This is a genomic window from Catenibacillus scindens, assembly GCF_014202115.1.
Classification (GTDB): domain Bacteria; phylum Bacillota; class Clostridia; order Lachnospirales; family Lachnospiraceae; genus Catenibacillus; species Catenibacillus scindens.
Map to the genome: position 1 here is coordinate 1 of NZ_JACHFW010000013.1, position 24,205 is coordinate 24,205.

A 24,205-nucleotide genomic window follows, 5' to 3' on the forward strand; every position below is an offset into this window, starting at 1 on the left:
CAGGTCGGCTACTGATCGTCGGCTTGGTGGGCCGTTACCTCACCAACTACCTAATCAGACGCGGGCTCATCTCATACCACCGGAGTTTTTCACACTGAGCCATGCAGCTCTGTGCGCTTATGCGGTATTAGCAGTCATTTCTAACTGTTATCCCCCTGTATGAGGCAGATTACCCACGCGTTACTCACCCGTCCGCCACTCAGTCAATCTCATTTCCGCCCGAAGGCTTCTTTGAAACTGCTTCGTTCGACTTGCATGTGTTAAGCACGCCGCCAGCGTTCATCCTGAGCCAGGATCAAACTCTCATGTTTGAGTCTCGACTTAACGAGGTCTTTTCGAGTTTAGTCGAACCAATATCTTTTCCCTTAACGAGCTGCTTTGCAGCGAGTTTAGTTAAAAGATGTTCCCCCGTTAATCCTGAACCAGAACAACAACTCGCTGTCATTATTCCCGTTCTTTACTTTGGTTTTTGTTCTTTGAAATTCGCTCCCCGGCACTCTTCACAATCTTTCGTTCAGAGTTTCGGGCATTTCGACGATCGTTCAAAACGCTCATCGAAATCTTTGTGAATTTTCGGGATTGTTTTATTGTTTAATTATCAATGTTCATGGTCACATTACTTTTTGTAAGTAACCAACGGAGAAGGAGGGATTTGAACCCTCGCGCCGCTATTAACGACCTACTCCCTTTCCAGGGGAGCCCCTTCGGCCTCTTGGGTACTTCTCCAAGTAATCCGACTGTCTCTTACAATATATACGCAAATCCTTTGATTTGCTAGCGGAGAAGGTGGGATTCGAACCCACGGCCCCTTTCGGAGTCACTGGTTTTCAAGACCAGCTCCTTAAACCGCTCGGACACCTCTCCGGATGCGTTTTGCTCAGATATTATATCACATCGAATCAATCTTTGTCAAGAACTTTTTTAACTTTTTTCTTCATCAATTCTTTGCAATATTTTTATCTTTTTCTTACTCGCCGCGCTCGCGACAATAGATATCTTACCATTACTGTCATTAATTGTCAATACCAATTTTCAATTTTTTTTAATCGCTCAATCACCAGGAATGGTGCGCTCAAAACTATTACTTCTCTAATTTAGCTATCAACGATTGCTGGCATGTTTTATATCCGTATAAGGACAAAACAACGCTATGCTTACAGTACGGCCATCGCTGCTTTTCAAATAGTCTCCTGGGACAAGAACGCCTGGGCGATCAGCAAATCTTCCGGCGTTGTGATTTTAATATTTTTGTAGTCTCCCATGACAAAATAGACCGGAAGATCATAAACCTTTTCAATAACCATGGCATCATCCGTCACATGAACAGTTCCTTCTTCATGAACAGTTCCTTCTTTTAATAGTTTTTCATAGGCATTGTAGATCAGGGATGTCTCAAAAGTCTGAGGGGTCTGAACGATCCACACATTTTCCCGGGGCGGTGTGCTGGCCACAGCCATTTTCCCGTCGGCAATCTTAACAGTATCCTTGCTAGGTACCCCTGTAACGCATGCCCGTTTTTCAACGACCGCAGAGATATTGTCTGAAATGATCCCTTCTGTAATAAAGGGCCTTGCCCCGTCATGGATCAACACATAATCGCTGTCAGAAACCACCTTTAGTCCGTTAAAAACAGAATGATACCGTTCCTCACCGCCTTCAACAATAAACTTTACTTTGCTTAGATGGTACTTATCTACGATTTCTCTTTTACAATAGGAAACTTCTCCCTTTCCACAGACTACAGCAACCGTGTCCACAGAGCTGTTTTCAAAGGCTTTCAGCGAGTAATATAAGACCGGATACCCGTCAATCGCCATATACTGTTTAGGGATATCGCTCTCCATACGAGTCCCACGACCTCCGGCGAGAACAACCGCCGCAATATTTAATTTCCGTCCACTATCTCTTTCCCTGGAATCATCCTTCATCTGGTTTCTTCCTTTCCATCCCTAATTATCTCTGTCCAATCTTTAAATTAGGCACCGCGTTAAGGTCTAATCCATGACGCGTTCCAGCCATATATTCATAGTAGGCAGCCGCTCCGATCATTGCTCCATTATCTGTACACAGAATCGGTGACGGATAAAAAAGCAGAAATCCATTGGCATCCGCGCACTCCCTCATCCTGCTGCGCAGGGCAGAGTTGGAGGCCACGCCTCCGGCTAAACATATTTTATCAATACCGTACATTTGAGCGGCCAGCATCGTCTTTTCAGCAATAACGCTGACCACAGCCTCCTGAAAAGATGCGGCGATATCTGACTCCACAATAGGCTCCCCTTTCATCTTGCAGGAATTAATATAATTAAGCACAGATGATTTTAAGCCGCTGAAGCTGAAATCCAGCGGAGCCCCGTCTACATGAGCCTTTGGAAAAGAGATGGCTTTAGGATTGCCTTCTTTTGCCAGCCGGTCAATCTTTGGTCCTCCCGGATAGCCAAGGCCGATAGCACGGGCCACTTTATCAAAAGCTTCCCCGGCCGCGTCGTCCCTTGTCCGTCCCAGAATCTCATATTTTCCATAATCCTTGACCATAACAAGGTGGGTATGACCGCCGGAAACAACCATACATAAAAAAGGCGGCTCCAGTGTTTTATTTTCTATATAGTTTGCACAAATATGCCCTTCGATATGATGTACGCCTACCAGTGGCAAATGTTTCGCGTAGCTGATAGCTTTTGCCTCGGCAACCCCTACAAGGAGGGCGCCTACAAGCCCCGGACCGTAAGTGACACCAACAGCATCCAGATCATCTAACGTCACTCCCGCCGTAGACAGCGCCTCCTCAATGACTGGATTAATCTTTTCGATATGTTTTCTTGAGGCAATCTCTGGAACCACGCCGCCGTACAATTTATGAAGTTCGATCTGTGAAGAGATCACATTGGATAAAACTTCCCGGCCATTTTTCACTACAGCCGCCGCAGTTTCATCGCAGGACGTCTCTATTGCAAGGATTAAAATATCTTTATCCATATCCCTATTTCCTTTCATCAGTCTTCAAAATTCAGTTCTGCGGACATTTTATCCTTCCCCGCAATGGCCTTTGAAAAAATCTTCCTTACACCTTCCATAAAATTTTCAGGATAATTCAGGGCAGGACTGTAATGGGTCAACCAAAGCTGTCCCACGCCGGCACGTTTTGCCAGATCCGCCGCTTCCTCAAAGGTCATATGTTTATACTTAACCGCATTATTAATATCGCCCTTCTCGGCATACATTCCCTCACATATAAAAATATCCGCTCCGGCAGCATTATCCACAATAGACTGTACAGGACGGGTATCTGTGGAGTAGGTTACTTTCAGCCCTTTCCGCTCTGGTCCAAGAACCATATCCGGCGTCAGGGTGCGCCCCTCATATTCCAGAGTTTCCCCCTTTTGCAGCCGGCTCCAGAACATCTTTGGAATCTCATTGGCCTGAGCCCGCTCCACATCAAACATCCCGGCTCTGGGAATAGAAATGCTGTAGCCATAACAGGTAATTTTGTGATTAACCCGGAAAGCATCAATGACATAACCATTGATACAGATCTGTTCTTGAGGCCGGCATAACTCTATAAACTTTATTTTAAATGGCAGCTCCGGGGCAATGACACGCAGAGCGCTGACCACCCGTTCCAGGCCCTTGGGTCCAATCATGGTCAGATCGCTGGTGCGCTCTGAATTTCCCATAGCCAGCAAAATCCCCGGAAGTCCACTGATATGATCGCCGTGAAAATGAGTAATGCAGATCACATCAATAGGCTTAAAGCTCCATCCCTTTTCCCGTATAGCAATCTGAGTTCCCTCCCCGCAGTCGACCAAAAGGCTGCTGCCATTATATCGTGTCATCAGCGATGTCAGCCACCGGTAAGGCAACGGCATCATTCCGCCGGTTCCTAACAAACAAATATCTAACATGAGTACCTCTTTCTTGTAAAAACGGTAACTGTTCAGCCATGCCTCTTTAGATTTCCGCCGCTTGCGTGGCTGAATAGTTACGAAAAATGATATAAAACAAGCGTCAAAAGGCCATACAAACTGTCCTTGCATAGACGCTCATGACTTTAGGGCGCAAAAAAACACCAGGCGGACTCCCGGCCGCCGGACTATAACTCCAGCCGGCGCTCCAACTCTACCGGATAGCAAAATCCTGCCACAAGCCGGTCATAACAGGCTTCACACAGGTCAAAACGGTGGATCTGGGTGTCTTTGTCTGAGAAATATCCCCATTCTTTTTCCACGGAAACAAATTCTTTCTTCATAAGGCCCCCATCCACATCCTCAGATGTTCCACACTGATTGCATATGATTTTTATCAACTTTTGTTCTTTGTCGAAAATACGCATCTTTCATATCCTCCTTATTTCCGCGAAAATCAGGCAGCTCATGTCAGCCATACCGGCACACCGTTACTGTTCACAGAGCGAACTGCAGCGGCATACCCATTATAATCAATTTTCAGCGGAATAAACAGCGGTAATAAGTTCCATAAGCCATGCGTCTTCCGACGGATTCTGATAAAAATTCTTCTGAAGTGCCAGCGGTTTAAACCCGGACTTTTTATATAGCGCAATGGCCGGATGGTTACTCACACGCACATCCAGCAAAAAACGGGATACCCCCTGCTCCCTTCCATATTGAATAAGTGATGAAAGCATGGAAAATCCCACACCACGCCCGCGAAACTCAGGGGCCACAGCCACATTCACAATCTCTCCCTCATCCAGTACATAGTAAAGGCAGCAGTACCCGGCCACTTTTCCAAGACATCGGGCCGTCACCATATAGGAATAATCGTAACTCAGCGCGTCCTCGAACCCCTTTTTGCTCCACGGATCAGAGAAAGACTGAGTTTCAATCGCCATAAATTGGTCAATGTCTTCAAAAACAGCCGGGGTGATCTCAATGGATTCATTCATCTTAACTTTTGTTCCTCTGTCTTTTCTCTAAGAGCCATCTTGGCGGCCAGCTCCCGCTCAGCCTGAGAGAGACGAAGATAATCCGGTTTATGATCTCTGGCACTGACCACACACTCCTGTTTATTCTTCCAGTTATCTGCCGCCAAAGCCGCCAGGGCTCCGCCTCGTTGGACAGCGGCATGGGCCGGCGCAATGCACCACGACACTGAACATTTCTCCGCGATGGCATCCTTATATACTGCCACTCCGTCCCCGTTAAAAATCACAGGACGGTCAAGTGCATTAACTTCCTCCAAAATCTCGTCAATACTCACTGCTTTCTGGGGACAGAGAACCTTCATCTCGCTTCCCTCAAAAGTATACAAACCCGTATAGACCTGTTGCCGCCGGGCATCCATCAGCGGACATACAATCCGGTCAGTTCCAAAAAGATTGTAAGCGATGGCGTCTACTGTGGGAACCTCAATAATCGGAAGGTTCAATGCGAGACCGATACCTTTCGCCGTAGCGCTGCCAATGCGAAGTCCGGTAAAAGACCCCGGACCGGCAGAAACCGCGATGGCGTCGCATTCGCTGACATCCATACCAAGCGTATTCATCATTTTATCCAGCATTGGAAGGAGCGTCTGAGAATGAGTCTTCTTAAAATTGGTGGAAAACTCCCCCATAATACAGCCATCGGCCCAAAGAGCCACTGAGGCAACAAGGCCGGAACTTTCAATCGCCAGTATCTTCATCGTCTCATTTCTCCTTTCTCCACAATGATTTTTCTGTAATCAAATCCTTTATCCAGATCTTTTTCAATAGTAATCGTCTTTGCAAAAGGCGGGATCAGCTCCTCGATCAGGTTGGCCCACTCAATAAGGCACACGCCGGAGCCGTAGATATAATCCTCAAAACCGATCTCATCCATCTCCTCCAGATCCGAAATGCGGTACACATCAAAATGGTAAAAAGGCAGACGCCCTTCATCATATTCCTGCAAAATTGTAAACGTAGGACTAGACACCGGCTCCTCAATCCCAATGCCCTTGGCAAATCCCTGAGTAAACACCGTCTTACCCACACCAAGATCCCCCAGAAGGCAGTATACTTCTCCCGGCTTTGCCCCGCTTCCGAGGCGGCGTCCCACTTCAAAAGTCTCTTTCGCACTGAATGTTTCAATCATGTTCTTAATCCACTCTCTCTATCCGTCCCAGAAAAAATCCGGTGCGTTATCTTGCTGTATTATAACACACCGGAAAATAAATGACAATATTTGTAATAGTTCAGCCATCAGGAATAGGCGGGATGATTTATGCTTGCATAAGAATCGGACCGCCCTATTCCTGATGAGCGGAGCGCCGATAATGAGCAAAGGAGCGGCGCAGCCGCGGGTCAGCGCGTTAGCGCGGCTTTGCGAATGGCGCGGGCTGAACTGTTCCCCCCCAGCCCAGTTCAGCCATCAGGAATAGGGCAGTCCGCGCCTTAATGCCCTTTAATAATCGGGCTGATATGCTTATACAAAAGCATGGTGAGAATGGTAAGGACAGCGCCTTTAAGGAGATTAAAAGGAACAACGGCAAACAATACAAGAGTTGCCACGCTGTTAATATTTCCGTTAATTTCCTGCCCCATGGCGATAATACTGTCCAGAGGCATACCGTAGAGATCCGCGAAAGCGGGAAGAAGGTAAAAGGCGTTAAACACACTGCCAAAAACGGTCATAATCGCAGTTCCTGTTACCAGGCTGACCAGAGCCGCCTTTTTCGTGCGGAACCGGTGATAAATGATCGCCGCCGGGACAACCATACTGCAGCCCACAATAAAATTGGCAAAATCCCCGACAAAAGCCGTAGTCGTCCCTTTGATCACCAGCTTTAGCAAAATCTTACACAGTTCGATAACAACACCGGCCACAGGGCCCAGGGCAAAAGAACCGATCAGTACGGGAAGCTCGCTGAAATCCAGTTCATAAAAGCTGGGCGCAAAAGGCAGGGGAATCTCAAATAAAAACAGTACAAGGGCAATCGCCGAAAGCATCCCCACCACAGCAATATTCCGGGTTTTAAACCGTTTGGACTTTTTTTCCTTAAACAGAAATTTCTCAGCGATGACCGCAAGAGCGATGATTGCTGCCACAATGACAATCACCACAACAACAAATTCCACATGCCCTCTGGCATCTTCCCACAGCTTTCCTAAATTCATAAGTCGTCTCTCCTTTTCTCTGTTTCCGAAAGCAGTCAAAGTTTCCGGCTGCCATGAATCAATGTCAGTTATAAGATAGTAAAATTGTAACTGTTCAAAACAGCACATCTTCTTGCCCGGCCATAGGCCGTCCTGAACTGTTACATAAAATCATCCTCACAGAAAAAGCCCCGGTACAAAATACCGGGGCATATCAATAACTTACACACGCATTCATGCCGTCTTCTCTCATCCAGACTTTACTGTCGGTTTTGGAATCTCACCAAATCAACTGTACTAAAATCCGTGGATACTGACTATATAAGCCACCCACTTTTAAAACAGTTCGCGGACTATACCGCCGGTCGGGAATTTCACCCTGCCCCGAAAACGATTTTTTCAATTTCTTATATATCATACCACGATATGAGGCAAGTTGCAAGTTTACAATTTCATTGTCAATTGTATTCGCTTGCGCTCCATATCCACACTGAGGACTTTAACATCCACAACATCTCCAACGCTGACAACTTCCATGGGATGTTTCACAAACTTTTTGTCTGTCAGTTGGGAAATATGCACCAGTCCGTCCTGGTGTACGCCGATATCCACAAAGGCGCCAAAATCAATAACATTGCGCACCGTTCCCTTTAAGATCATCCCCTCTTTAAGGTCCTTCATCTCTAAAACATCCGTGCGCAGCACCGGCCTTGGCATCTCGTCTCTGGGGTCACGCCCTGGCTTTTCTAACTCCCGGACAATATCCTTTAATGTCATTTCACCAATATTCAGCTCCTGGGCCGTCTGCTTCCAGTCTTTCACCGATTTCCCCAGGCCCTTCACCTTATCGCCGCCAATATCCGCCTCAGTATATCCCAATTTTTTAAGGAGCTGGCGGGCCGCCTCATAGGATTCGGGATGAACGCTTGTGGCGTCCAAAGGCTCAGCGCCCCCGGATATGCGCATAAACCCCGCGCACTGCTCAAAAGCTTTCGGTCCGAGCTTTGACACATTAAGGAGCTGACTCCGGTCTGTAAAGCGGCCGTTTTCCTCCCGGTAAGCCACAATATTTTTGGCTATGGTTTTTGTAACCCCGGAAACATATTCCAGGAGGGACACAGAGGCGGTGTTTAAGTCCACGCCCACTTTGTTGACGCAGTCCTCCACCACCCCGGATAAAGCCTGGCCCAGCTTTTTCTGATCCATATCGTGCTGGTATTGTCCCACGCCGATCGCCTTTGGATCAATTTTCACCAGTTCAGCCAAGGGATCTAAAAGTCTCCGGGCAATAGATGCGGCGCTGCGCTGCCCCACGTCAAAGTTGGGAAACTCCTCCGTGGCCAGTTTGCTGGCAGAATAAACGCTGGCACCGGCCTCATTAACGATCACATATTCCACCCGTGTATCCAACTCTTTTAAAAGTTCCACAATCACCTGCTCCGACTCCCTTGAGGCGGTGCCATTTCCAAGAGAGATCAGCGTAATGCCGTATTTTCTTATAAGCTTTTTGAGGATTTCCTTGGACTCCTTCACCTTTTTCTGCGGCTCTGTGGGAAAAATCACTACCGTATCCAGCACTTTCCCCGTAGGGTCGACAACTGCCAGCTTGCATCCGGTACGAAACGCCGGATCCCAGCCAAGAACCGTTCGCCCGGCAACAGGCGGCTGCATCAGAAGCTGCTCCAGATTTTTTCCAAAAACTTTAATGGCCCCCTCCTGGGCTTTCTCCGTCAGCTCACTGCGGATCTCCCGCTCTATGGCCGGAGCTATAAGGCGCTTATAGCTGTCCTCCACCGCCTCTTTAAGAAATGGCGTTGTGCTGGGGTTATCCTTTTTCACCACCTGCCGGCACAGCCATTGTAAAATCTTTTCTTCAGGCGCTTCTACATGGACTGTAAGTATCTTTTCATTTTCTCCCCTGTTAATGGCCAGAACACGGTATCCTGCCATTTTTGACACAGGGGATTGAAAATCATAATACATCTCATAAACCGACATATTCTTCTCTTCTTTGGCTTTTGAGACAATTTTTCCCTCATTAAATGTGGCCCTGCGTATCCACGTCCGGTAATCCGCCTGGTCAGAGATTATCTCTGCGATAATATCTCTCGCCCCATCCAGCGCATCCTGGACAGAGACAACCCCCTTTTCTTCAGAAATATAAGGAGCCGCAGTCTCCGACAACGGCTGATTAAGCATCTGGAGCATAATAAGGGACGCCAGAGGTTCCAAACCTTTTTCTTTCGCCACCGTAGCCCGTGTGCGCCGCTTTGGCCGGTAAGGGCGGTAAAGATCTTCCACCGCCACCAGGGTTGCCGCTTGAAGGATCTGCTCTTGCAGCTCTTTGGTCAGCTTTCCCTGTTCTTCTATAACTGATAAAACCTGAAGCTTCTTTTCTTCAAGATTTCTCAGATAGGTCAGGCGCTCGTAAAGATTTCTCAGAACCTCATCGTTTAATGAACCAGTCACCTCTTTGCGGTATCGGGCAATAAAGGGAATCGTATTTCCCTCGTCAATGAGCTTTACCGCAGCTTCAGCCTGAGCCGGGCGGATGGAAAGCTCCCTGGCAAGTACTTCTATAATATCCATAATGTAAGTCCTTTCAGTAATGTCATTTTCAGCAGCAGTTTTGCCGCCAGAGATAGTCGAACCATTTTACACTTTGCACAACGATCAGCTTTCTGCAGAATTCTGATGCTCCGCAGCGTATTTTTCCGGACCTTTATATATGGTGGCCGTTTTCTTTGAATTCAGGCACAGTCTCACAATAATATTATCTTTCGCCAAAAGAAAATATAGTCCGATGGGCAGAATGATAAGGCTGAGCCACTGGGATGTGGAGAGGGACAGAAAAGAACCTCTCACAATATCTCCCCGGAAAAACTCAAAGATAAAACGCTCCACTGAATAGATGGCCAGATACAGGCCAAAATCCTGGAGCGGACGCTTAAACCGCTTTAACAGAGCCATAAGCACAAAAAATGTGATGAGATTAGCCCCGGCTTCAATGAGCTGAATGGGCAGTAGCGGAACTCCGTTTGGTCCGCCGATAGCCTGGGTAAAAGTCACGGAAAACGGACCGTCATATTCGATCCCATAACAGCAGCCGCCTAAAAAGCAGCCGATACGTCCAAAACAATGAAACAGAGGGATACATGGAATAATCGCCTCCGCATTGGGTACGGCGTTCACATTGAAACATTTGGCATAGGCAATGGCTCCCAGACAACCGCCGATCAGGCCGCCGTAAAAAACCATGCCCTGGCCGAAATATTCAAGAAATGTATTTAAACTTGAGAATATCACCGAACCGTACCTCCACAGTTCGCTGATATGCTGGAGCTGATACAAAACCTTCGCCCCAACGATGGCGCCTACAAGAATAAAACCGATAAAAAAAAGCTGATCGTCCAGGGAGGACCGCAGCTTTCGCACCCGGACAAGGGAGATCACAAAAACAATAAGACATCCCAATCCGGCCATAACTCCATAAGATGTGAGCTGTCTTCCAAAAATTTCGATATAAGGATACATTTTTCCTCCTGTACCACAGACACTCATAGATCACGTGAAAGAAGCAGACGAAACATCCGTCTGCCTCTCCCTCACCTCTTGTTCACATTTTGTTTCATTAAAACGCCATAAGACCAGCGCTGCAGGTGCATACAGTACAAACAAGCCATACAGCTCCAAATACTATAGCGATGATCCCGCAAACAAGTCCTGCTGTTGCCATACCGTTAGGTCCAACATTCTTTTTGGACATTACTGCCATAACTACGGCGATAATACCAAGAATGCAGCCAAGGCCGTAAAGCCAGCCTGTGACAATACCAACGATACCAAGAACTAATGCCGCAACGCCAGCGCCATTTGAAGGTTTCTGATTCATAGTAGCTCCTCCTCTGTTTTTAAAAAATCTTAATAAAAATTTTAGATTTGACTTCATTATACCTATTCATACTTTGAATGTCAAGATAAGGGGAGAGCATTTGTTCAGAGATTGAACCAAGCCAAAAGAACAAATCTTTATTCGCCCAGTTGAAATTTATCATGGACAGCGATCATGGCCTTATGGGCATAGCGCTTGTCCACGAGAACAGAAATCTTGATCTCAGATGTGGAGATCATACGGGTATTGATCCCTGCATCGTAGAGAGCCTCAAACATTTTGCTGGCCATGCCCGGCGTAGACATGATCCCGCTGCCCACTAGAGAAATTTTAGCCACATCAGAACTGATTTCCAGGGAAGAATACTGAAGTATTTCTTTATTTTGTTCCAGAAGGCTGACAACATCGTTCACATTGTCGGAAGATACAGTAAAAGCAATATCCTTTGTGCCCTCATAGCCGACAGACTGTACAATAAGATCCACATTAATCTTTTTCTGGGAGATCAGATTAAACAGGCGAAAAGCCGTCCCCGGCACATCGGCCAGCCCCATAACCGCGATCCGTGACACATTTTCATCCACAGCAACACCACTGACAAGCATCTTTTCCACTTTAACAACCTCCTTGACCACTGTTCCCTCCGCCGGGGTAAGACTTGAACGGACAATGAGCTGCACACCATATTTTTTGGCCAGCTCCACAGACCGGTTGTGCAAAACCTTCGCCCCCAGAGACGCCATTTCAAGCATCTCGTCATAAGTAATTTCTTTCAATTTCCGGGCGTTTGGCACAACGCGGGGATCCGCGGTATAGACTCCTTCCACATCCGTATAAATCTCGCAGGCATCCGCGCCAAGGACCGCTGCAAGGGCCACCGCTGTAGTATCTGAGCCGCCCCGTCCCAGAGTAGTATAGTCATCATACTTATTAATCCCCTGAAAACCTGTGACAACAACAACTTTCCCGGACTCCAGCTCCGCCGCGATCCGCTCTGTGTCAATATTTTTCAGACGGGCATTGCCATAGGCACTGTTGGTGTGCATGGCCACCTGCCAGGCGTTGAGTGAAACCGCCGGTATTCCCAGAGATGAAAGGGCCATTGCCATAAGGGCCACACTGATCTGCTCACCGCAGGTTAATAGCATATCCAGTTCCCTGCGGGAGGCACGTGGATTAATGTCGTTGGCCTGGGCGATCAGATGATTTGTTGTCTTTCCCATCGCCGAGAGGACGACAACTACATTATTGCCCTCCCTGTAGGACTCGCTGATCTGCCTGGCTACATTAAAAATCCTGTCTTTATCGGCTACTGAACTGCCGCCGAACTTTTTAACAATTAACATGTCAGCCTCCTGTACCTCATAGTTACGCTATCATTTGTCACTGTTCACAGCAACATTTTCCAATAACATATCCATGAGTGTGTGGCCGGCCGCCACATACAGTCCGCCTGTCTTTGCCTCCCGTTCATTATAAAGCCACTGCTCCTGCCGGGGCGCTCTGCTGTCGTAGAGAAGGAAGGGCACCGGTTCCGAACTGTGGGTCCGGGTGCGCAGAGGCGTTGGGTGATCGGGAAGGATCATAAGGCGGTACGCCTCGCCGGAGGCGTCCAATCCACTGACCACCGTGTCCACCACATAGCGGTCAATGCTCTCAATAGCCTCGATCTTATTCTCCAGACTGCCCTGGTGTCCCATCTCATCGGGCGCTTCAATGTGGATATAGGCAAAATCTTTGCCGTCCTGGGTCAGCGCTTTTACTGCTGCCAGAGCTTTTCCTTTATAGTTGGTGTGAAGCCCTCCGTTGGCACCTTCCACCTGGATATTCTCCATGGAAGCGCCTACAGCAATGCCTTTAAGCAGGTCTACCGCTGAGATCATAACGCCGTCCTTGCCGGTTTTCTCTTTAAAGGAGGTGAGAGCCGGGCGGGTTCCCGCTCCCCAGAACCATATGGAATTAGCAGGATTAAGCCCCTCTTTTTCCCTCTGGATATTTATTGGATGATTCGCCAGAATATCATAGCTCTTTTTCATCATTTCGTAAAGTACTTTTTCTTTGGGGAGGTATGCTCCGATAACCTGTCCTAAATGATCGTGGGGCGCCTCCAGAGGAACAACCTGGCCATGTTTCCAGATGGTCAGGTGGCGGTAGCTTGTTCCTACATAAAATTTGTAAATATCATCTTCCAGAGCTTCCCTGACCGCCTCTAATAGAACAGCCGCGTCCTCTGTGGAGATTTCCCCGGAGCTGTGATCTATGATCTTTCGGTCTTCGTAATTTTCCTCTTCTTTTGTAAGAGTCACAAGATTACACCGCAGGGCAATATCCTCCGGCTCCATGTCCACTCCGATACTCAGCGCTTCCAGCGGGGAACGTCCGGTATAGTAAATCTTTGGATCATAACCCATCACCGATAAATTGGCGGTATCGCTCCCCGGCTGCATACCGTCAGGAATGGTCTTTGCCATGCCGATCTGAGACATTTTTGCCAGCCGGTCCATAGCCGGAGTGGCGGCGTACTCTAAAGGCGTCTTTCCACCAAGTGCTTCTATAGGCTCATCGGCCATTCCATCACCTAAAATAATCACGTATTTCATGATGCTTTCCTCACTTTTCCACGCCTTAGAAATTGCCCCGAATGCGCATCAGCACACCGTCAATCTGGGCAGCTTTTTCATCAAACACTTTTTCTTCCATGTTTTCAGTGACAAAACCAAACTCCCCGTCCACAGCCTGCACAAAGGACACGTTTCCAAAAATCCGGGACACCTGTTCCCCTTTATCACTGACGCTGCCGGACACACGGACAAAGAACCGGTGGGACGCCTCTTTCATATCGGCAAGATGAAGTTTCTCCGGGTTCCATGTGAGGCGGATGTTTGTATTCATATGACGGACTTCCTCCACAACATCCGCCACAACCGCGCTGGCTGTGGGAAGCTTGCCCGCGCCGCGGCCGTAAAACATAGCGTCGCCAAGCATATTTCCCCGAACAAAAATAGCGTTGAATACACCACTGACATTATACAGCGGATGATCCTGGCCAATCATCATGGGGGATACCATAGCAAATACTTTTTCGCCGCTGCGGCTGCATGTGGCCAGAAGTTTAATGGCCACGCCAAGCTTTTTGGCGTAAAGGAAATCTTTCTCTGTGATCTTTGTGATACCTTCAGTGTAAATATCTTCATAATCTACCTGGTGGCCATAGGCCAGAGAAGCGAGGATGGCAATTTTGCGGCATGCGTCATAGCCCTCCACATCCGCTGCAGGATTGCGCTCCGCATAGCCTTTTTCCTGAGCCTTTTTGAGAACATCCTCATATTCCAGGCCGTCCTCGCCCATCTTTGTCAGCACATAGTTGGTTGTACCGTTTAAGATACCGGTAATCTCCTCGATCTCGTCGGCTGTCAGGGACGCCAGAAGAGGCCGGATGATGGGGATCCCACCGCCGACGCTAGCCTCAAACATAAAGTTCACATTGTGTTCTCTGGCAATAGCAACCAGCTCGGCTCCATGACTGGCCACCAGGGCTTTGTTAGATGTGGCCACATGTTTCCCCGCCATCAGCGCCTGTTTAACAAAAGTGCATGCCGGCTCCTCGCCGCCCATGACTTCCACCACAATACGAACTTCATCATCATTTAAAATAATATTGTAATCATGGATGATTTTTTCCTGGATAGGATCTCCCGGAAAATCTCTTAAATCCAGAACATATTTTACATCAATAGCCTCTCCGGCTTTCTTCGCGATACTGTCGTGATTGGTATTCAGCACCTCCACAACGCCGCTTCCTACGGTTCCGTACCCTAAAACTGCAATTTTAACCATCGTTTCACTCCCTAGCTAATATTTTAATGTAATGAATCCCCTCAAGCCCCTCAATTTCTTCCACCAGTGCAGATATGTCGCCGGTTGTGGAGAGCACATCAATACTCAGTGTCAGTGAAGCAATTCCATTGACGGGAATGGCCTGATGGATGGTAAGGATATTGGCCCTGCACCGGGCAATATGATTCAGCACATTGGATAAAAGTCCCGGCTGATCGTCAAGCTGAAGCATCAGCGTTACCGTCCGTCCACGCACATTGTCATGGAAAGGGAAAATGTCATCTTTATATTTGTAAAAAGAACTGCGGCTGATTCCGGTCATCTCTGTCGCTTCCTGGACAGTCATGGCCTTCTCAGAGTCCAGGAGACGCTTCGCTTCAACAACCTTTAAAAGCACCTCCGGCACAGCTTTCTTCTTAACCACGTAATATTTAATATCTTCACTCATTGCTGACCACCTTTGTTCGTCTAACAAATACAATTGTTCTCGCAAGGAAGATAGTACCATATTTATCCGGGAAATGCAACCTGTTTTTCATGCATAGTCTACATCTGATTCCCCCAGGACGACCCATGTTTGCGTTTTGCCCTGGCATAAACTTTTTCCGGGATCGCGGCGATCACCTGGGAGAAGTTTTTTTCCAGAAACCGGGTAAAATCCATGTACTGTCCGCCTTCCAGCGGAATAGATATCTTCCTTGCCGTGTTCTTTTCTATTCCAAAAGTCAGTGTCAGATTGCCTGTAACACTAATCCCGGATAAGCGGTCCATCGTCTCATCGGCCCAGTGGCCGCCCCGGCTGACGCTGATCCAGCGAGTATTATATACAATATAGCCTCTACGGATTCTGCAAATACCCCAAAGAATCAGGCAAATACCGAAAAACACACCGAAGATCCCAGCGCCGTTCCAGGCGTCCCCGCCAATCCTAAAGGCCGTCGCCACAAGAAACAGGCATACGATCCCAAAAGCGATGGTCATATAACGCATCATAAATTCTGTCTGAAAGCCAAAGGAGTTTACATAATAATCCTTCCCCAATTCTCCATCCCCGGCACCGGACGCGCCATATTTTTCCTCCATCTCCCGGTACTTTTTCCGGATTCCAGGCATCAGCTTTTTTTCAAAATACCGGGCAATAAAATTTTCCAATACTTTATGCATATTCATACTCTTCACCATCAAGACGCTCTCAAAGGTCTTTCCCATCTGATAAAACAAAAGCAACCCTGGACAGAAACAGTTCCGCCATATAATACAGCTATAATGTTCCCGCATCGGATTGCTTTTGATCTCTGTTAATTTTCCATATCTTCCGGCTGAGTATTGATCCACTTTAAGTAAGCGTTAATAAAAGGATCAATATTGCCGTCCATAACGCTGTCCACATTGGCGATCTCCATATTTGTCCGGTGATCCTTCACCAGCTTATAGGGCTGCATGACGTAGGAACGGATCTGGCTTCCAAAACCATTCTCAGAGATCTCGCCGCGAATACCGGACATTTTTTCCATATTCTCCTGCTGTTTAAGCATATACAGCTTCGCTTTGAGCATCTGCATCGCCTTATCCTTGTTCTGGAACTGGGAGCGCTCATTCTGGCACTGCACAACAATTCCAGTGGGGAGATGGGTGATACGGATAGCCGAGGACGTCTTATTAACATGCTGTCCGCCGGCGCCGCTGGAACGGTAAGTATCAATGCGCAGATCATCGTCATTGATCTCAACATCCAGGTCCTCTTCAATCTCTGGCATTACTTCGCAGGATGAGAAGGAAGTCTGGCGCTTGCCGTTGGCGTTAAACGGGGAAATCCGCACCAGACGGTGTACGCCTTTCTCGGATTTTAAATATCCGTAAGCGTTCTCACCATTAATCTGGATCGTCACGGTTTTAATTCCCGCCTCCTCGCCGTCAAGATAGTCCAGCACTTCTGTGGAATATCCGTGCTTTTCAGCCCAGCGGCTGTACATACGGAACAGCATACTGGTCCAGTCGCAGGCTTCCGTGCCTCCGGCTCCCGCGTGGAGGGTAAGAATGGCATTATTATGGTCATACTCTCCGGAAAGCAGGGTGGAAATCTTTAATGTTTCAAAATCATTGACAAAGCTGTCCAGCATCTCCTGGATCTCCGGGATCAGGCTGTCATCATTTTCCTCGTAGCCCATCTCGATCATAGTCTCTACATCCTCATAGGCCTGGGACAGCTTCTGATACTGTTCCACAGTATCTTTCAGGTTTTTAAGTTCTTTCATGGCCTCCTGGGATTTTTCCGGATTATCCCAAAATCCCGGTTCCTCCATGATATTGTTTAACTCCTGAATACGGGCTTCTTTTGCAGCTAAGTTAAAGTGAATCCCTCACTTCGATCAGAGGCTGCTTATAATTGCCCAGTGTAAATTTGAACTGGTCTAATTCAACCACTAAAATCACCTCTTTCTTAATTTTTTGGCACAAGGTTACTATTCACAGTCGATTTGAAGCAAATACACAGATTCGTCGAGCTTACTCGTAAGAAGATGGGTAACTGCTTCAAATCGAACTGCAAAGCAGGAACCTCCACCAAATGAGCAATTTTAAGCTGCTGCTGCAGCGGCAAAGCCTGCAAAGCAGGCGGGATTGCGAATGCAGCGTGGAGGGGACTGTGAATAGTAACGGCACAGGCCAGACGGACGCGCAGGCGTCCATTTTCTATACAGCAGACCGGCTATCCGGAGCAGACAGCCGGACCGTTACTGTTTACTTATTGCGGCCGCAGCACTGTTTATACTTTTTACCGCTGCCGCAGGGGCATGGATCGTTTGGATAAACTTTACCGGCACTGCGGCGCACCGGAGCCTGGGCCACAGATGTGTCTCTGTTAGTTCCTGTTACTTTGGCCACTTCCTCACGCTCCGCTTTCTGCTCAATGCGCACATGCATCAGCACTGAAACCGTTTCACGGGAAATTCCCGCGATCAGTTCATCAAACATATCGTAACCGGCAAATTTATATTCTACCAGCGGATCTCTCTGGCCCAGCGCCTGAAGGCCAATGCCCTGGCGGAGTTGGTCCATATCGTCAATATGATCCATCCACTTCCGGTCGATGACACGGAGAAGTACCACACGCTCCAGCTCTCTCAAATGTTCAATTTCAGGAAATTCCTTTTCCTTAGCCTCATATAAAGCCACAGCTTTCTCTTTAAGCTGCTCCACAAGCTTGTCCTTGGTCATGCCGTCATAATCGCTTTTTTCCGTGGACAGCGGCTCCAGAGGAATCATAGGAATAAGAACGTTGTTCAATTCGGCAATATCCCACTCTGAGGAAGGCACAGAATCGTGGATTACTTTGTCCACAGTCTCTTTCACCGTATCGCCGATCATACGGATCACAACGCCCCTCATGCTCTCGCCGTCGAGAACTTTGCGGCGCTCCGCGTAAATAATCTCACGCTGTTCGTTCATGACTTCATCGTAATCCAGAAGGTTTTTACGGATACCGTAGTTGTTGGACTCAATCTTCATCTGAGCTTTTTCTACGGCAGAGGTGAGCATTTTATGCTCCAGAGCCTCTCCTTCAGGGAAACCGAGGGAGTTAAAAATGTTCATCAGACGTTCTGAGCCAAAGAGACGGAGCAGATCGTCCTCCAGAGAAATATAAAATCGGGACTCGCCGGGATCGCCCTGACGTCCGGCACGTCCTCTGAGCTGATTGTCAATACGGCGGGATTCATGGCGCTCTGTACCGATGATCATCAGGCCACCCACATCTGCCACGCCCTCGCCCAGCTTAATATCAGTACCACGGCCGGCCATGTTGGTGGCGATGGTCACAGCCCCATACTGTCCGGCCTGGGCCACAATCTCTGCTTCTTTCTCGTGGAACTTGGCGTTGAGGACCTGATGAGGAATGCCCCGCTTTTTCAGCAGGTTGCTGATCTCCTCAGACGCCTCAATGGTAATAGTACCCACAAGGACCGGCTGTCCTTTCTTATGACACTGCTCAATGGCCTCGATGACCGCATTGATCTTTTCTTTATGGGTTTTATAAACGGCATCATGATGATCTTTACGGATGACCGGTTTATTGGTAGGAATCTCGATCACATCCATACCGTAAATGTCTCTGAATTCCTTCTCTTCTGTGAGAGCTGTACCTGTCATACCACATTTCTTTTTATATTTGTTAAAGAAATTCTGGAAAGTGATGGTGGCAAGGGTCTTGCTCTCTCGCTTCACCTTCACGCCCTCCTTGGCCTCAATAGCCTGATGAAGGCCGTCAGAATAGCGGCGGCCGGGCATGATACGGCCGGTAAACTCATCAACAATGAGAACTTCATCGTCTTTAACAACATAGTCCTTATCCCGGAACATCAGATTGTGAGCGCGCAGAGCCAGGATAATATTATGCTGAATCTCAAGATTTTCCGGATCCGCCAGGTTTTCAATATGGAAAAACTTTTCAACCTTGTGAACGCCCTCTTCGGTCAGGTTAATGGTCTTTTCCTTTTCATTGACAATGAAATCCCCGGTCTCGGTGATCTCCTCGCCCATGATGGCGGTCATCTTTGTCATTTCGCCGCTGGCTTCGCCCCGGACAAGCTGGCGGGCCAGGATATCACAGACACGGTACAGCTCTGTAGACTTTCCGCTCTGTCCGGAAATGATCAGAGGTGTACGGGCCTCGTCGATAAGCACAGAGTCCACCTCGTCGATAATGGCAAAGTTAAGGTCTCGCTGTACAAGGCGCTCTTTGTAAATGACCATATTATCTCTCAGATAATCAAATCCAAGTTCATTATTTGTGGCATAGGTAATATCGCAGGCATAGGCAGCGCGGCGCTCATCCGGCGACATACTGTTTAAAATAACGCCTACAGTCAGTCCCAGAAACTCATGGACAGACCCCATCCACTCGGCATCACGCTTCGCCAGGTAGTCATTGACAGTTACAATATGGACGCCCTTGCCTTCCAGGGCATTAAGATAGGCCGGGAGGGTGGATACTAAAGTCTTTCCTTCACCGGTCTTCATCTCGGCAATACGGCCCTGGTGGAGAATAATGCCGCCAATGAGCTGCACCCGGTAATGGCGCATGCCAAGGACACGGTCCGCTGCCTCACGCACTACTGCGAAAGCCTCCACTAAAAGGTCATCCAGTGTCTCGCCTTTGGCCAGACGATCTTTAAACTCCTGAGTTTTCTGACGAAGCTCCTCGTCGGAGAGTTTTTTCATCTCCGGCCCCAAGGCTTCAATCTTATCGACTAAAGGATACACACGTTTAAGCTCGCGCTCACTGTGCGTTCCCAGAATTTTTTCCATCAGTTTCATTCCAAATATTCACTCCTGTTATTTTCACCTTAATGCCGCCGCCCTTTCCCGCGGCATAAACGTTAGGTAACATTCCAGCCCTGAAGCAGCCCCACTGCAGCCCTGCCTCAGGCTGAATACTTTTTATTTTAACACTAGTCTATGGTATTTGTAAATAGATTTTGAGATGAAAGCCCAGACCGTGTTACTGTTCCACCGTGAACAGCAATAATGCGCCGGCCGGATAACACCGGCTTATATGTAATAACGCACAGACATCCGGCGCCCTCTGGACTCCGGATGTCTTATTTCCAGGTCAGCACCCCTGGAACGGATCTGTAATCATCTTGAATTTGGACCGCAGCATAAGAAGGCTGACAGTGATAGAGATGTAAGAAATAATCATTAAAAGAGACTGGATCATCGCCGGCACAACACTAGCCACATAATATGTGTTGATAAAGTTGCCGGCAATAGTAATCACATAAAAAGCAACCATAATAAAATTAAAGACAATATGATACATGGAAACATTCCCCTGTACCTGACCTGTCCTTAACGTATTGCGGATCACCTTGGTCGTCTTGAGAATCTTAACCTGATAGATGAGCATCAGAATACAGACAGCCAACACGACGCATATAACCACAGCCACAATGCCTATCATTGCCATAGGTGTAAAATCTCCACTATAATAGCGCAGGGAGCTGTTTAAAAAGGACGCGCCGAAAAGGAGCATACATGAGACAATGGCTACGATCCCGATCATAATTGAAATCAATACGATCTCTGTGATCACCACGCCCCGTGTCAGGGTAATTCCCACCGTCGAAGGGACCGGCTTTGAACCGGCGCAGCTAGCAAAGAAAAGCCACATACCAAGCACGGTGATTCCAAGGAGAAGGCAGCCCACAAATGAGCCTATCTGTACACTCTGAACATTAATATCCATATGATAGATATCACTGACTGTTGGAAAAAACAGGCTGGCAATACTTAAAACGCAAGCCAGACTATAGCAGATAGTGCCGAACAAGAAGGGAAATGATCTTCCTGTTTCGCGCACTGCTGCCACCGCCGCTCCCGGCTGCTGCTGACCCAAACCGCCTCCGAAGCCCCCATACATTGTATTGTTCATATAAGGGCCGGCATTCTGGCCAGTACCGTAATAATTGCCATAAGGGCTTGTATTTTGCCCATTTCCATAAGCGCCGCCATAGGGGCCTGTGTTTTGCCCATTTCCATAAGCGCCGCCATAGGGGCCTGTGTTTTGCCCATTTCCGTAATCGCCGCCATAGGGGCCTGTGTTTTGCCCATTTCCATAATTGCTGCCATAGGGGTTGGTGTTTCCTTCATATGTACCCGGACCGCTTCCATATTGATTTTCCATAACAATCTCCTTTCTCTCTTTATGCACTACACAGACCTGCGGATCTGTGTTCTCTTTCATTTTTTCCACTCTTATATATTCTTACACTTTGCCGCATTTGTCAATTTTTTTTATAAAGTTCTGTAAACCGCAGAGCTGGTTTTATTACATGCCGCACCCGCAGCCATGCGCCTGCCGCACGGCTGCGGGTGTGAATGATTCAGCGGGGTTTTAAACAAGATAATCCGGAACTGATGAATCTGTAAAACAATAGGCGTCTTCCGGAGGCTGTTCATTTTCATAGACAGTATTAAATTGGCGGTAGAGAATTTTTTCCACTTCATCTAAATACCGGCCGATATAGCCGCCGTTATATTTTTCCCCGATAATATCCCTATATTTTTGAAAATGAGCCAGAGAGGCATGTAAAAATCCCTCGGTCACGCCATATCTCCCATATTTATTTTTTAGCACGATACAAAGAATCTGCAAAAGATCTTCCGGCGTGTAATCTTCAAAATGAATTACCTGAAAGCGGCGTGCCATGCCTTCATTGTATTGCATAAAAGTTTTCATTTTGTCTTCATAGCCGGTACATACCACGCAAAAAGGAAATTCCGTCTTATCCGGATTAGTCTTTTCCACTAACTGATCAATAAGATAAGGGTTTTGCAAAAGTTGATACGCCTCGTCAATGAGCAGTACCCGGTCTTTACATCTGCTGATTTCCCTGGCCAGGGCATCCGGATTTTTGATCAGGCTGCCCGCCTCCACCTTGCGCACGGTTCCGCTTTTGAGTACCCCCGCGCCTTTGAGCAGATGGCCGAAAATCTCGGCAATCGTTGTCTTGCCTGTGCCGGGATTCCCCGCAAAGACAAAATGGTAGTTGCGTTTGTTCTGCCTGTCACTGTAACGCAATTTATTCTCAAAATCACGTATCGTCTGTTTGACGCCTGAAAGGCCGACCATCTGCGCCAACTGCTGCTTAACGCTTTGCTGCTGCTCATCGGAAGCGTATTTTTGCAGCTGCGCCGGCAGCAGCTCCGGCGTCAGCACATGGTCACAGGCAGCCACTGCCATATCATTCACCAGATTTTCCGCGTTGCGCCCATTGGCCCAGTCATCCTGGCAATCGGCATACCAGTTGCCAAAGAAATCCACGATCATGTGATCTAACTCTCCTGAAACAGACAGCCCCCGGTCATGAGCCTTTTTGCGGAAGATACACGCCAGTTCTTCGGGAGAATAGTCCTCAATATGGATATGGTTGCCAAACCGCTCCCTGAGTCCCGGGTTCACTGTGGAAAACATATGCTCCATTTCATCGGGATATCCTGCCAGAACTACCGCATATTCCCCCGGATGTGAGGTCATGCTGGCCACCAGCTCATTGACCATACCCTGGTGATAGCTGTTGGTTTCATGGCCGCTGGCGGCAAAGCCGTATGCCTCGTCAATAAACAGCACCCCTCCTCTGGCCCGCTCAATGGCGTCCCGCATATTCGCCTCGGAATGTCCGATATACTGGCCAATAAGCTTGCTGGGCTGGGTCTCCACCATATGTCCGGACGGCAGCAGGCCATATTCCCCAAAAATCTCCCCGATCAGGCGCGCTGCCGTACTTTTTCCTGTCCCCTTTTTGCCAGTAATGACAAAATGCAGATTAGGTCCGGCTTTTTTCCCCTCACAGGCAGGCGGTTCCAGCCGCAGGGGCTGTACCTGTTTTTCCGTTTCTCCGTGGTACTTACCAATATACGCCCGGATTTTTTCTTTCAGCTCCTGCATCCCTGTCAGCTCATCCAACTGCTCCATGGCAGGCTTTTTCATGTCCTGTCCGCACATCTTCTGACATGCTTCCAGGTTAAGGATTTTCCCGGGCGCCATAAAATGATCAAGTAAATGCTGCATCAATGCCTTGAGCTGGCAGGCGGACAATTCTTCTGTTCCGGTATATTTGGCTCCAGTCTCCCCCTCATTAATATTTCGCTGGATCTTTCCCGCAATCATCTGGCAGATATCTTCCAGATGATCCTGATCCAGCTCCAGCCGTTTTCCGCCAATGCCCGCCAGCCGCAAATAGTGCAGGGCCAGGCGGATCTCCGGTGCCGGCACCGGCGGAATATGATGGAACACCGCGCGTTTCTTCAGGCTCTCCCACACATAGGTCCAGCGCTGACCGTGAAAGAAATCTGCCACCTGGCCCTCGCTTCGGTCAAACAGAAAAATCATCACATTGCGGTTGCAGGGATCGTGAATACTCTCGATTTTTTTAAAAAGATCATTGAGCATGGAGCCGTTATCGCCTTCCCGCTGCAAATGCTCCAGCATATTCAGACCGTCGGAACAGATAATAGCTGTTTTAATCAGGCCATTCCTCATAAATTCTCCGGCATAGCGGATCATTTCTGCGGGAGCTATGTTATAGGAGAGGGAATCTCTGCGGGCCGGCTGGCTCACAGCAGCCGCGCCGCGATTGGATAAAAGTTTTCCCTTTGTGGCGCCATGAACACGGGGTACGGCGCTTTTCCCCTGAAACAGCTTTCTGGATGCCGCGTCCAGAAAAGTGACCCCTTCCGTATAATCTAAAAAGATAATGCGCTCATATCCCTGGCATCTCAGATCCTGGTGCAGCAGCTGAGGCAGGGACATGGGCACCAGCGATTCATCTGTGAAAAGATCAAAAATCTCACCGAAATAACAAAATATCCGGCTTGTGGCCGCACTAAAATAACTGTTTTTCATA

The 24,205-nt window shown here is 48.1% G+C and carries 20 protein-coding genes, 2 tRNA genes, 1 rRNA gene and 1 riboswitch; all 23 genes read right to left on the reverse strand.

Annotated features, from left to right (window positions below; all coding sequences use genetic code 11):
* Positions 1-311 (reverse strand): 16S ribosomal RNA (locus HNP82_RS13555); the annotation flags it as partial.
* A gap of 326 nt (positions 312-637) precedes the next feature.
* Positions 638-726 (reverse strand) — tRNA-Ser (locus tag HNP82_RS13560).
* Between the two features lie 52 nt (positions 727-778).
* Positions 779-864, reverse strand: a tRNA-Ser gene (locus HNP82_RS13565).
* A 314-nt stretch (positions 865-1,178) separates the two neighbouring features.
* Positions 1,179-1,928 carry a 2-C-methyl-D-erythritol 4-phosphate cytidylyltransferase gene (ispD, locus tag HNP82_RS13570; RefSeq protein ID WP_183775584.1) on the reverse strand — a complete coding sequence of 250 codons (750 nt, stop codon included), beginning with the start codon at positions 1,926-1,928 and terminating at the stop codon, positions 1,179-1,181.
* Positions 1,929-1,953: 25 nt separating this feature from the next.
* Entirely contained in the window at positions 1,954-2,994 is a 1,041-nt protein-coding gene (gene tsaD, locus HNP82_RS13575) for a tRNA (adenosine(37)-N6)-threonylcarbamoyltransferase complex transferase subunit TsaD (RefSeq protein ID WP_183775585.1), read from the reverse strand.
* Positions 2,994-3,902 (reverse strand): ribonuclease Z, encoded by a 909-nt coding sequence (locus tag HNP82_RS13580; RefSeq protein WP_183775586.1) that lies wholly within the window; start codon positions 3,900-3,902, stop codon positions 2,994-2,996. Before HNP82_RS13580 ends, tsaD begins: the two co-directional genes overlap by 1 nt.
* Positions 3,903-4,090: 188 nt before the next feature.
* Positions 4,091-4,330, reverse strand: coding sequence for a hypothetical protein (locus HNP82_RS13585; protein ID WP_183775588.1), 240 nt, complete (start codon positions 4,328-4,330; stop codon positions 4,091-4,093).
* Between the two features lie 105 nt (positions 4,331-4,435).
* The gene (rimI, locus tag HNP82_RS13590) at positions 4,436-4,903 is read right to left on the reverse strand and encodes a ribosomal protein S18-alanine N-acetyltransferase (RefSeq protein WP_183775590.1); all 468 of its coding nucleotides are present in this window, start codon (positions 4,901-4,903) and stop codon (positions 4,436-4,438) included.
* Positions 4,900-5,640 carry a tRNA (adenosine(37)-N6)-threonylcarbamoyltransferase complex dimerization subunit type 1 TsaB gene (tsaB, locus tag HNP82_RS13595; protein ID WP_183775592.1) on the reverse strand — a complete coding sequence of 247 codons (741 nt, stop codon included), beginning with the start codon at positions 5,638-5,640 and terminating at the stop codon, positions 4,900-4,902. The genes rimI and tsaB overlap by 4 nt, the downstream gene beginning before the upstream one ends.
* Positions 5,637-6,071, reverse strand: coding sequence for a tRNA (adenosine(37)-N6)-threonylcarbamoyltransferase complex ATPase subunit type 1 TsaE (gene tsaE / locus HNP82_RS13600; RefSeq protein WP_183775598.1), 435 nt, complete (start codon positions 6,069-6,071; stop codon positions 5,637-5,639). Before tsaE ends, tsaB begins: the two co-directional genes overlap by 4 nt.
* Positions 6,072-6,370: 299 nt before the next feature.
* Entirely contained in the window at positions 6,371-7,093 is a 723-nt protein-coding gene (locus tag HNP82_RS13605) for an ECF transporter S component (RefSeq protein ID WP_183775599.1), read from the reverse strand.
* A gap of 216 nt (positions 7,094-7,309) precedes the next feature.
* Positions 7,310-7,468: riboswitch (FMN riboswitch) on the reverse strand.
* A 48-nt stretch (positions 7,469-7,516) separates the two neighbouring features.
* Entirely contained in the window at positions 7,517-9,661 is a 2,145-nt protein-coding gene (locus HNP82_RS13610) for a Tex family protein (RefSeq protein WP_183775601.1), read from the reverse strand.
* A gap of 84 nt (positions 9,662-9,745) precedes the next feature.
* Positions 9,746-10,606, reverse strand: coding sequence for a prolipoprotein diacylglyceryl transferase (locus HNP82_RS13615; protein ID WP_183775603.1), 861 nt, complete (start codon positions 10,604-10,606; stop codon positions 9,746-9,748).
* A gap of 97 nt (positions 10,607-10,703) precedes the next feature.
* On the reverse strand, positions 10,704-10,964 hold the full coding sequence (locus HNP82_RS13620) for a hypothetical protein (RefSeq protein WP_183775605.1): 261 nt from the start codon (positions 10,962-10,964) through the stop codon (positions 10,704-10,706).
* 137 nt (positions 10,965-11,101) lie between these two features.
* Positions 11,102-12,310 carry an aspartate kinase gene (locus HNP82_RS13625; protein ID WP_183775606.1) on the reverse strand — a complete coding sequence of 403 codons (1,209 nt, stop codon included), beginning with the start codon at positions 12,308-12,310 and terminating at the stop codon, positions 11,102-11,104.
* Positions 12,311-12,340: 30 nt separating this feature from the next.
* Positions 12,341-13,564 carry a cofactor-independent phosphoglycerate mutase gene (locus tag HNP82_RS13630; protein WP_183775608.1) on the reverse strand — a complete coding sequence of 408 codons (1,224 nt, stop codon included), beginning with the start codon at positions 13,562-13,564 and terminating at the stop codon, positions 12,341-12,343.
* 25 nt (positions 13,565-13,589) lie between these two features.
* Positions 13,590-14,801 (reverse strand): homoserine dehydrogenase, encoded by a 1,212-nt coding sequence (locus HNP82_RS13635; RefSeq protein ID WP_183775610.1) that lies wholly within the window; start codon positions 14,799-14,801, stop codon positions 13,590-13,592.
* A gap of 4 nt (positions 14,802-14,805) precedes the next feature.
* Entirely contained in the window at positions 14,806-15,249 is a 444-nt protein-coding gene (locus HNP82_RS13640) for an ACT domain-containing protein (RefSeq protein WP_183775611.1), read from the reverse strand.
* A 98-nt stretch (positions 15,250-15,347) separates the two neighbouring features.
* Positions 15,348-15,965, reverse strand: a complete 618-nt coding sequence (locus HNP82_RS13645; RefSeq protein ID WP_183775613.1) for a hypothetical protein — start codon at positions 15,963-15,965, stop codon at positions 15,348-15,350.
* Positions 15,966-16,099: 134 nt separating this feature from the next.
* A protein-coding gene (gene prfB, locus HNP82_RS13650) for a peptide chain release factor 2 (RefSeq protein ID WP_408609662.1) occupies positions 16,100-17,225 on the reverse strand; the annotation gives its coding sequence in 2 pieces (ribosomal slippage) (positions 16,100-17,149 and positions 17,151-17,225; 1,125 coding nt in all).
* Positions 17,226-17,540: 315 nt separating this feature from the next.
* The gene (gene secA / locus HNP82_RS13655) at positions 17,541-20,114 is read right to left on the reverse strand and encodes a preprotein translocase subunit SecA (protein WP_183775617.1); all 2,574 of its coding nucleotides are present in this window, start codon (positions 20,112-20,114) and stop codon (positions 17,541-17,543) included.
* 295 nt (positions 20,115-20,409) lie between these two features.
* Complete coding sequence (locus tag HNP82_RS13660; protein WP_183775619.1) at positions 20,410-21,543, reverse strand: sulfur globule family protein; 1,134 nt, start codon at positions 21,541-21,543, stop codon at positions 20,410-20,412.
* Between the two features lie 150 nt (positions 21,544-21,693).
* On the reverse strand, positions 21,694-24,204 hold the full coding sequence (locus HNP82_RS13665; RefSeq protein ID WP_183775621.1) for an AAA family ATPase: 2,511 nt from the start codon (positions 24,202-24,204) through the stop codon (positions 21,694-21,696).
* Between the last annotated feature and the right edge of the window lies 1 nt (position 24,205).

Coding starts and splice junctions, on each gene's coding strand:
- HNP82_RS13630 (WP_183775608.1), bottom strand. CDS start 13,564: ATGAAATACGTGATTATTTTAGGTGATGGAATGGCCGATGAGCCTATA.
- tsaB (WP_183775592.1), bottom strand. CDS start 5,640: ATGAAGATACTGGCGATTGAAAGTTCCGGCCTTGTTGCCTCAGTGGCT.
- HNP82_RS13625 (WP_183775606.1), bottom strand. CDS start 12,310: ATGTTAATTGTTAAAAAGTTCGGCGGCAGTTCAGTAGCCGATAAAGAC.
- HNP82_RS13580 (WP_183775586.1), bottom strand. CDS start 3,902: ATGTTAGATATTTGTTTGTTAGGAACCGGCGGAATGATGCCGTTGCCT.
- HNP82_RS13610 (WP_183775601.1), bottom strand. CDS start 9,661: ATGGATATTATAGAAGTACTTGCCAGGGAGCTTTCCATCCGCCCGGCT.
- HNP82_RS13640 (WP_183775611.1), bottom strand. CDS start 15,249: ATGAGTGAAGATATTAAATATTACGTGGTTAAGAAGAAAGCTGTGCCG.
- tsaE (WP_183775598.1), bottom strand. CDS start 6,071: ATGATTGAAACATTCAGTGCGAAAGAGACTTTTGAAGTGGGACGCCGC.
- HNP82_RS13615 (WP_183775603.1), bottom strand. CDS start 10,606: ATGTATCCTTATATCGAAATTTTTGGAAGACAGCTCACATCTTATGGA.
- HNP82_RS13660 (WP_183775619.1), bottom strand. CDS start 21,543: ATGAAAGAGAACACAGATCCGCAGGTCTGTGTAGTGCATAAAGAGAGA.
- HNP82_RS13605 (WP_183775599.1), bottom strand. CDS start 7,093: ATGAATTTAGGAAAGCTGTGGGAAGATGCCAGAGGGCATGTGGAATTT.
- HNP82_RS13585 (WP_183775588.1), bottom strand. CDS start 4,330: ATGCGTATTTTCGACAAAGAACAAAAGTTGATAAAAATCATATGCAAT.
- ispD (WP_183775584.1), bottom strand. CDS start 1,928: ATGAAGGATGATTCCAGGGAAAGAGATAGTGGACGGAAATTAAATATT.
- tsaD (WP_183775585.1), bottom strand. CDS start 2,994: ATGAAAGGAAATAGGGATATGGATAAAGATATTTTAATCCTTGCAATA.
- HNP82_RS13635 (WP_183775610.1), bottom strand. CDS start 14,801: ATGGTTAAAATTGCAGTTTTAGGGTACGGAACCGTAGGAAGCGGCGTT.
- rimI (WP_183775590.1), bottom strand. CDS start 4,903: ATGAATGAATCCATTGAGATCACCCCGGCTGTTTTTGAAGACATTGAC.
- HNP82_RS13645 (WP_183775613.1), bottom strand. CDS start 15,965: ATGCATAAAGTATTGGAAAATTTTATTGCCCGGTATTTTGAAAAAAAG.
- HNP82_RS13665 (WP_183775621.1), bottom strand. CDS start 24,204: ATGAAAAACAGTTATTTTAGTGCGGCCACAAGCCGGATATTTTGTTAT.
- HNP82_RS13620 (WP_183775605.1), bottom strand. CDS start 10,964: ATGAATCAGAAACCTTCAAATGGCGCTGGCGTTGCGGCATTAGTTCTT.
- secA (WP_183775617.1), bottom strand. CDS start 20,114: ATGAAACTGATGGAAAAAATTCTGGGAACGCACAGTGAGCGCGAGCTT.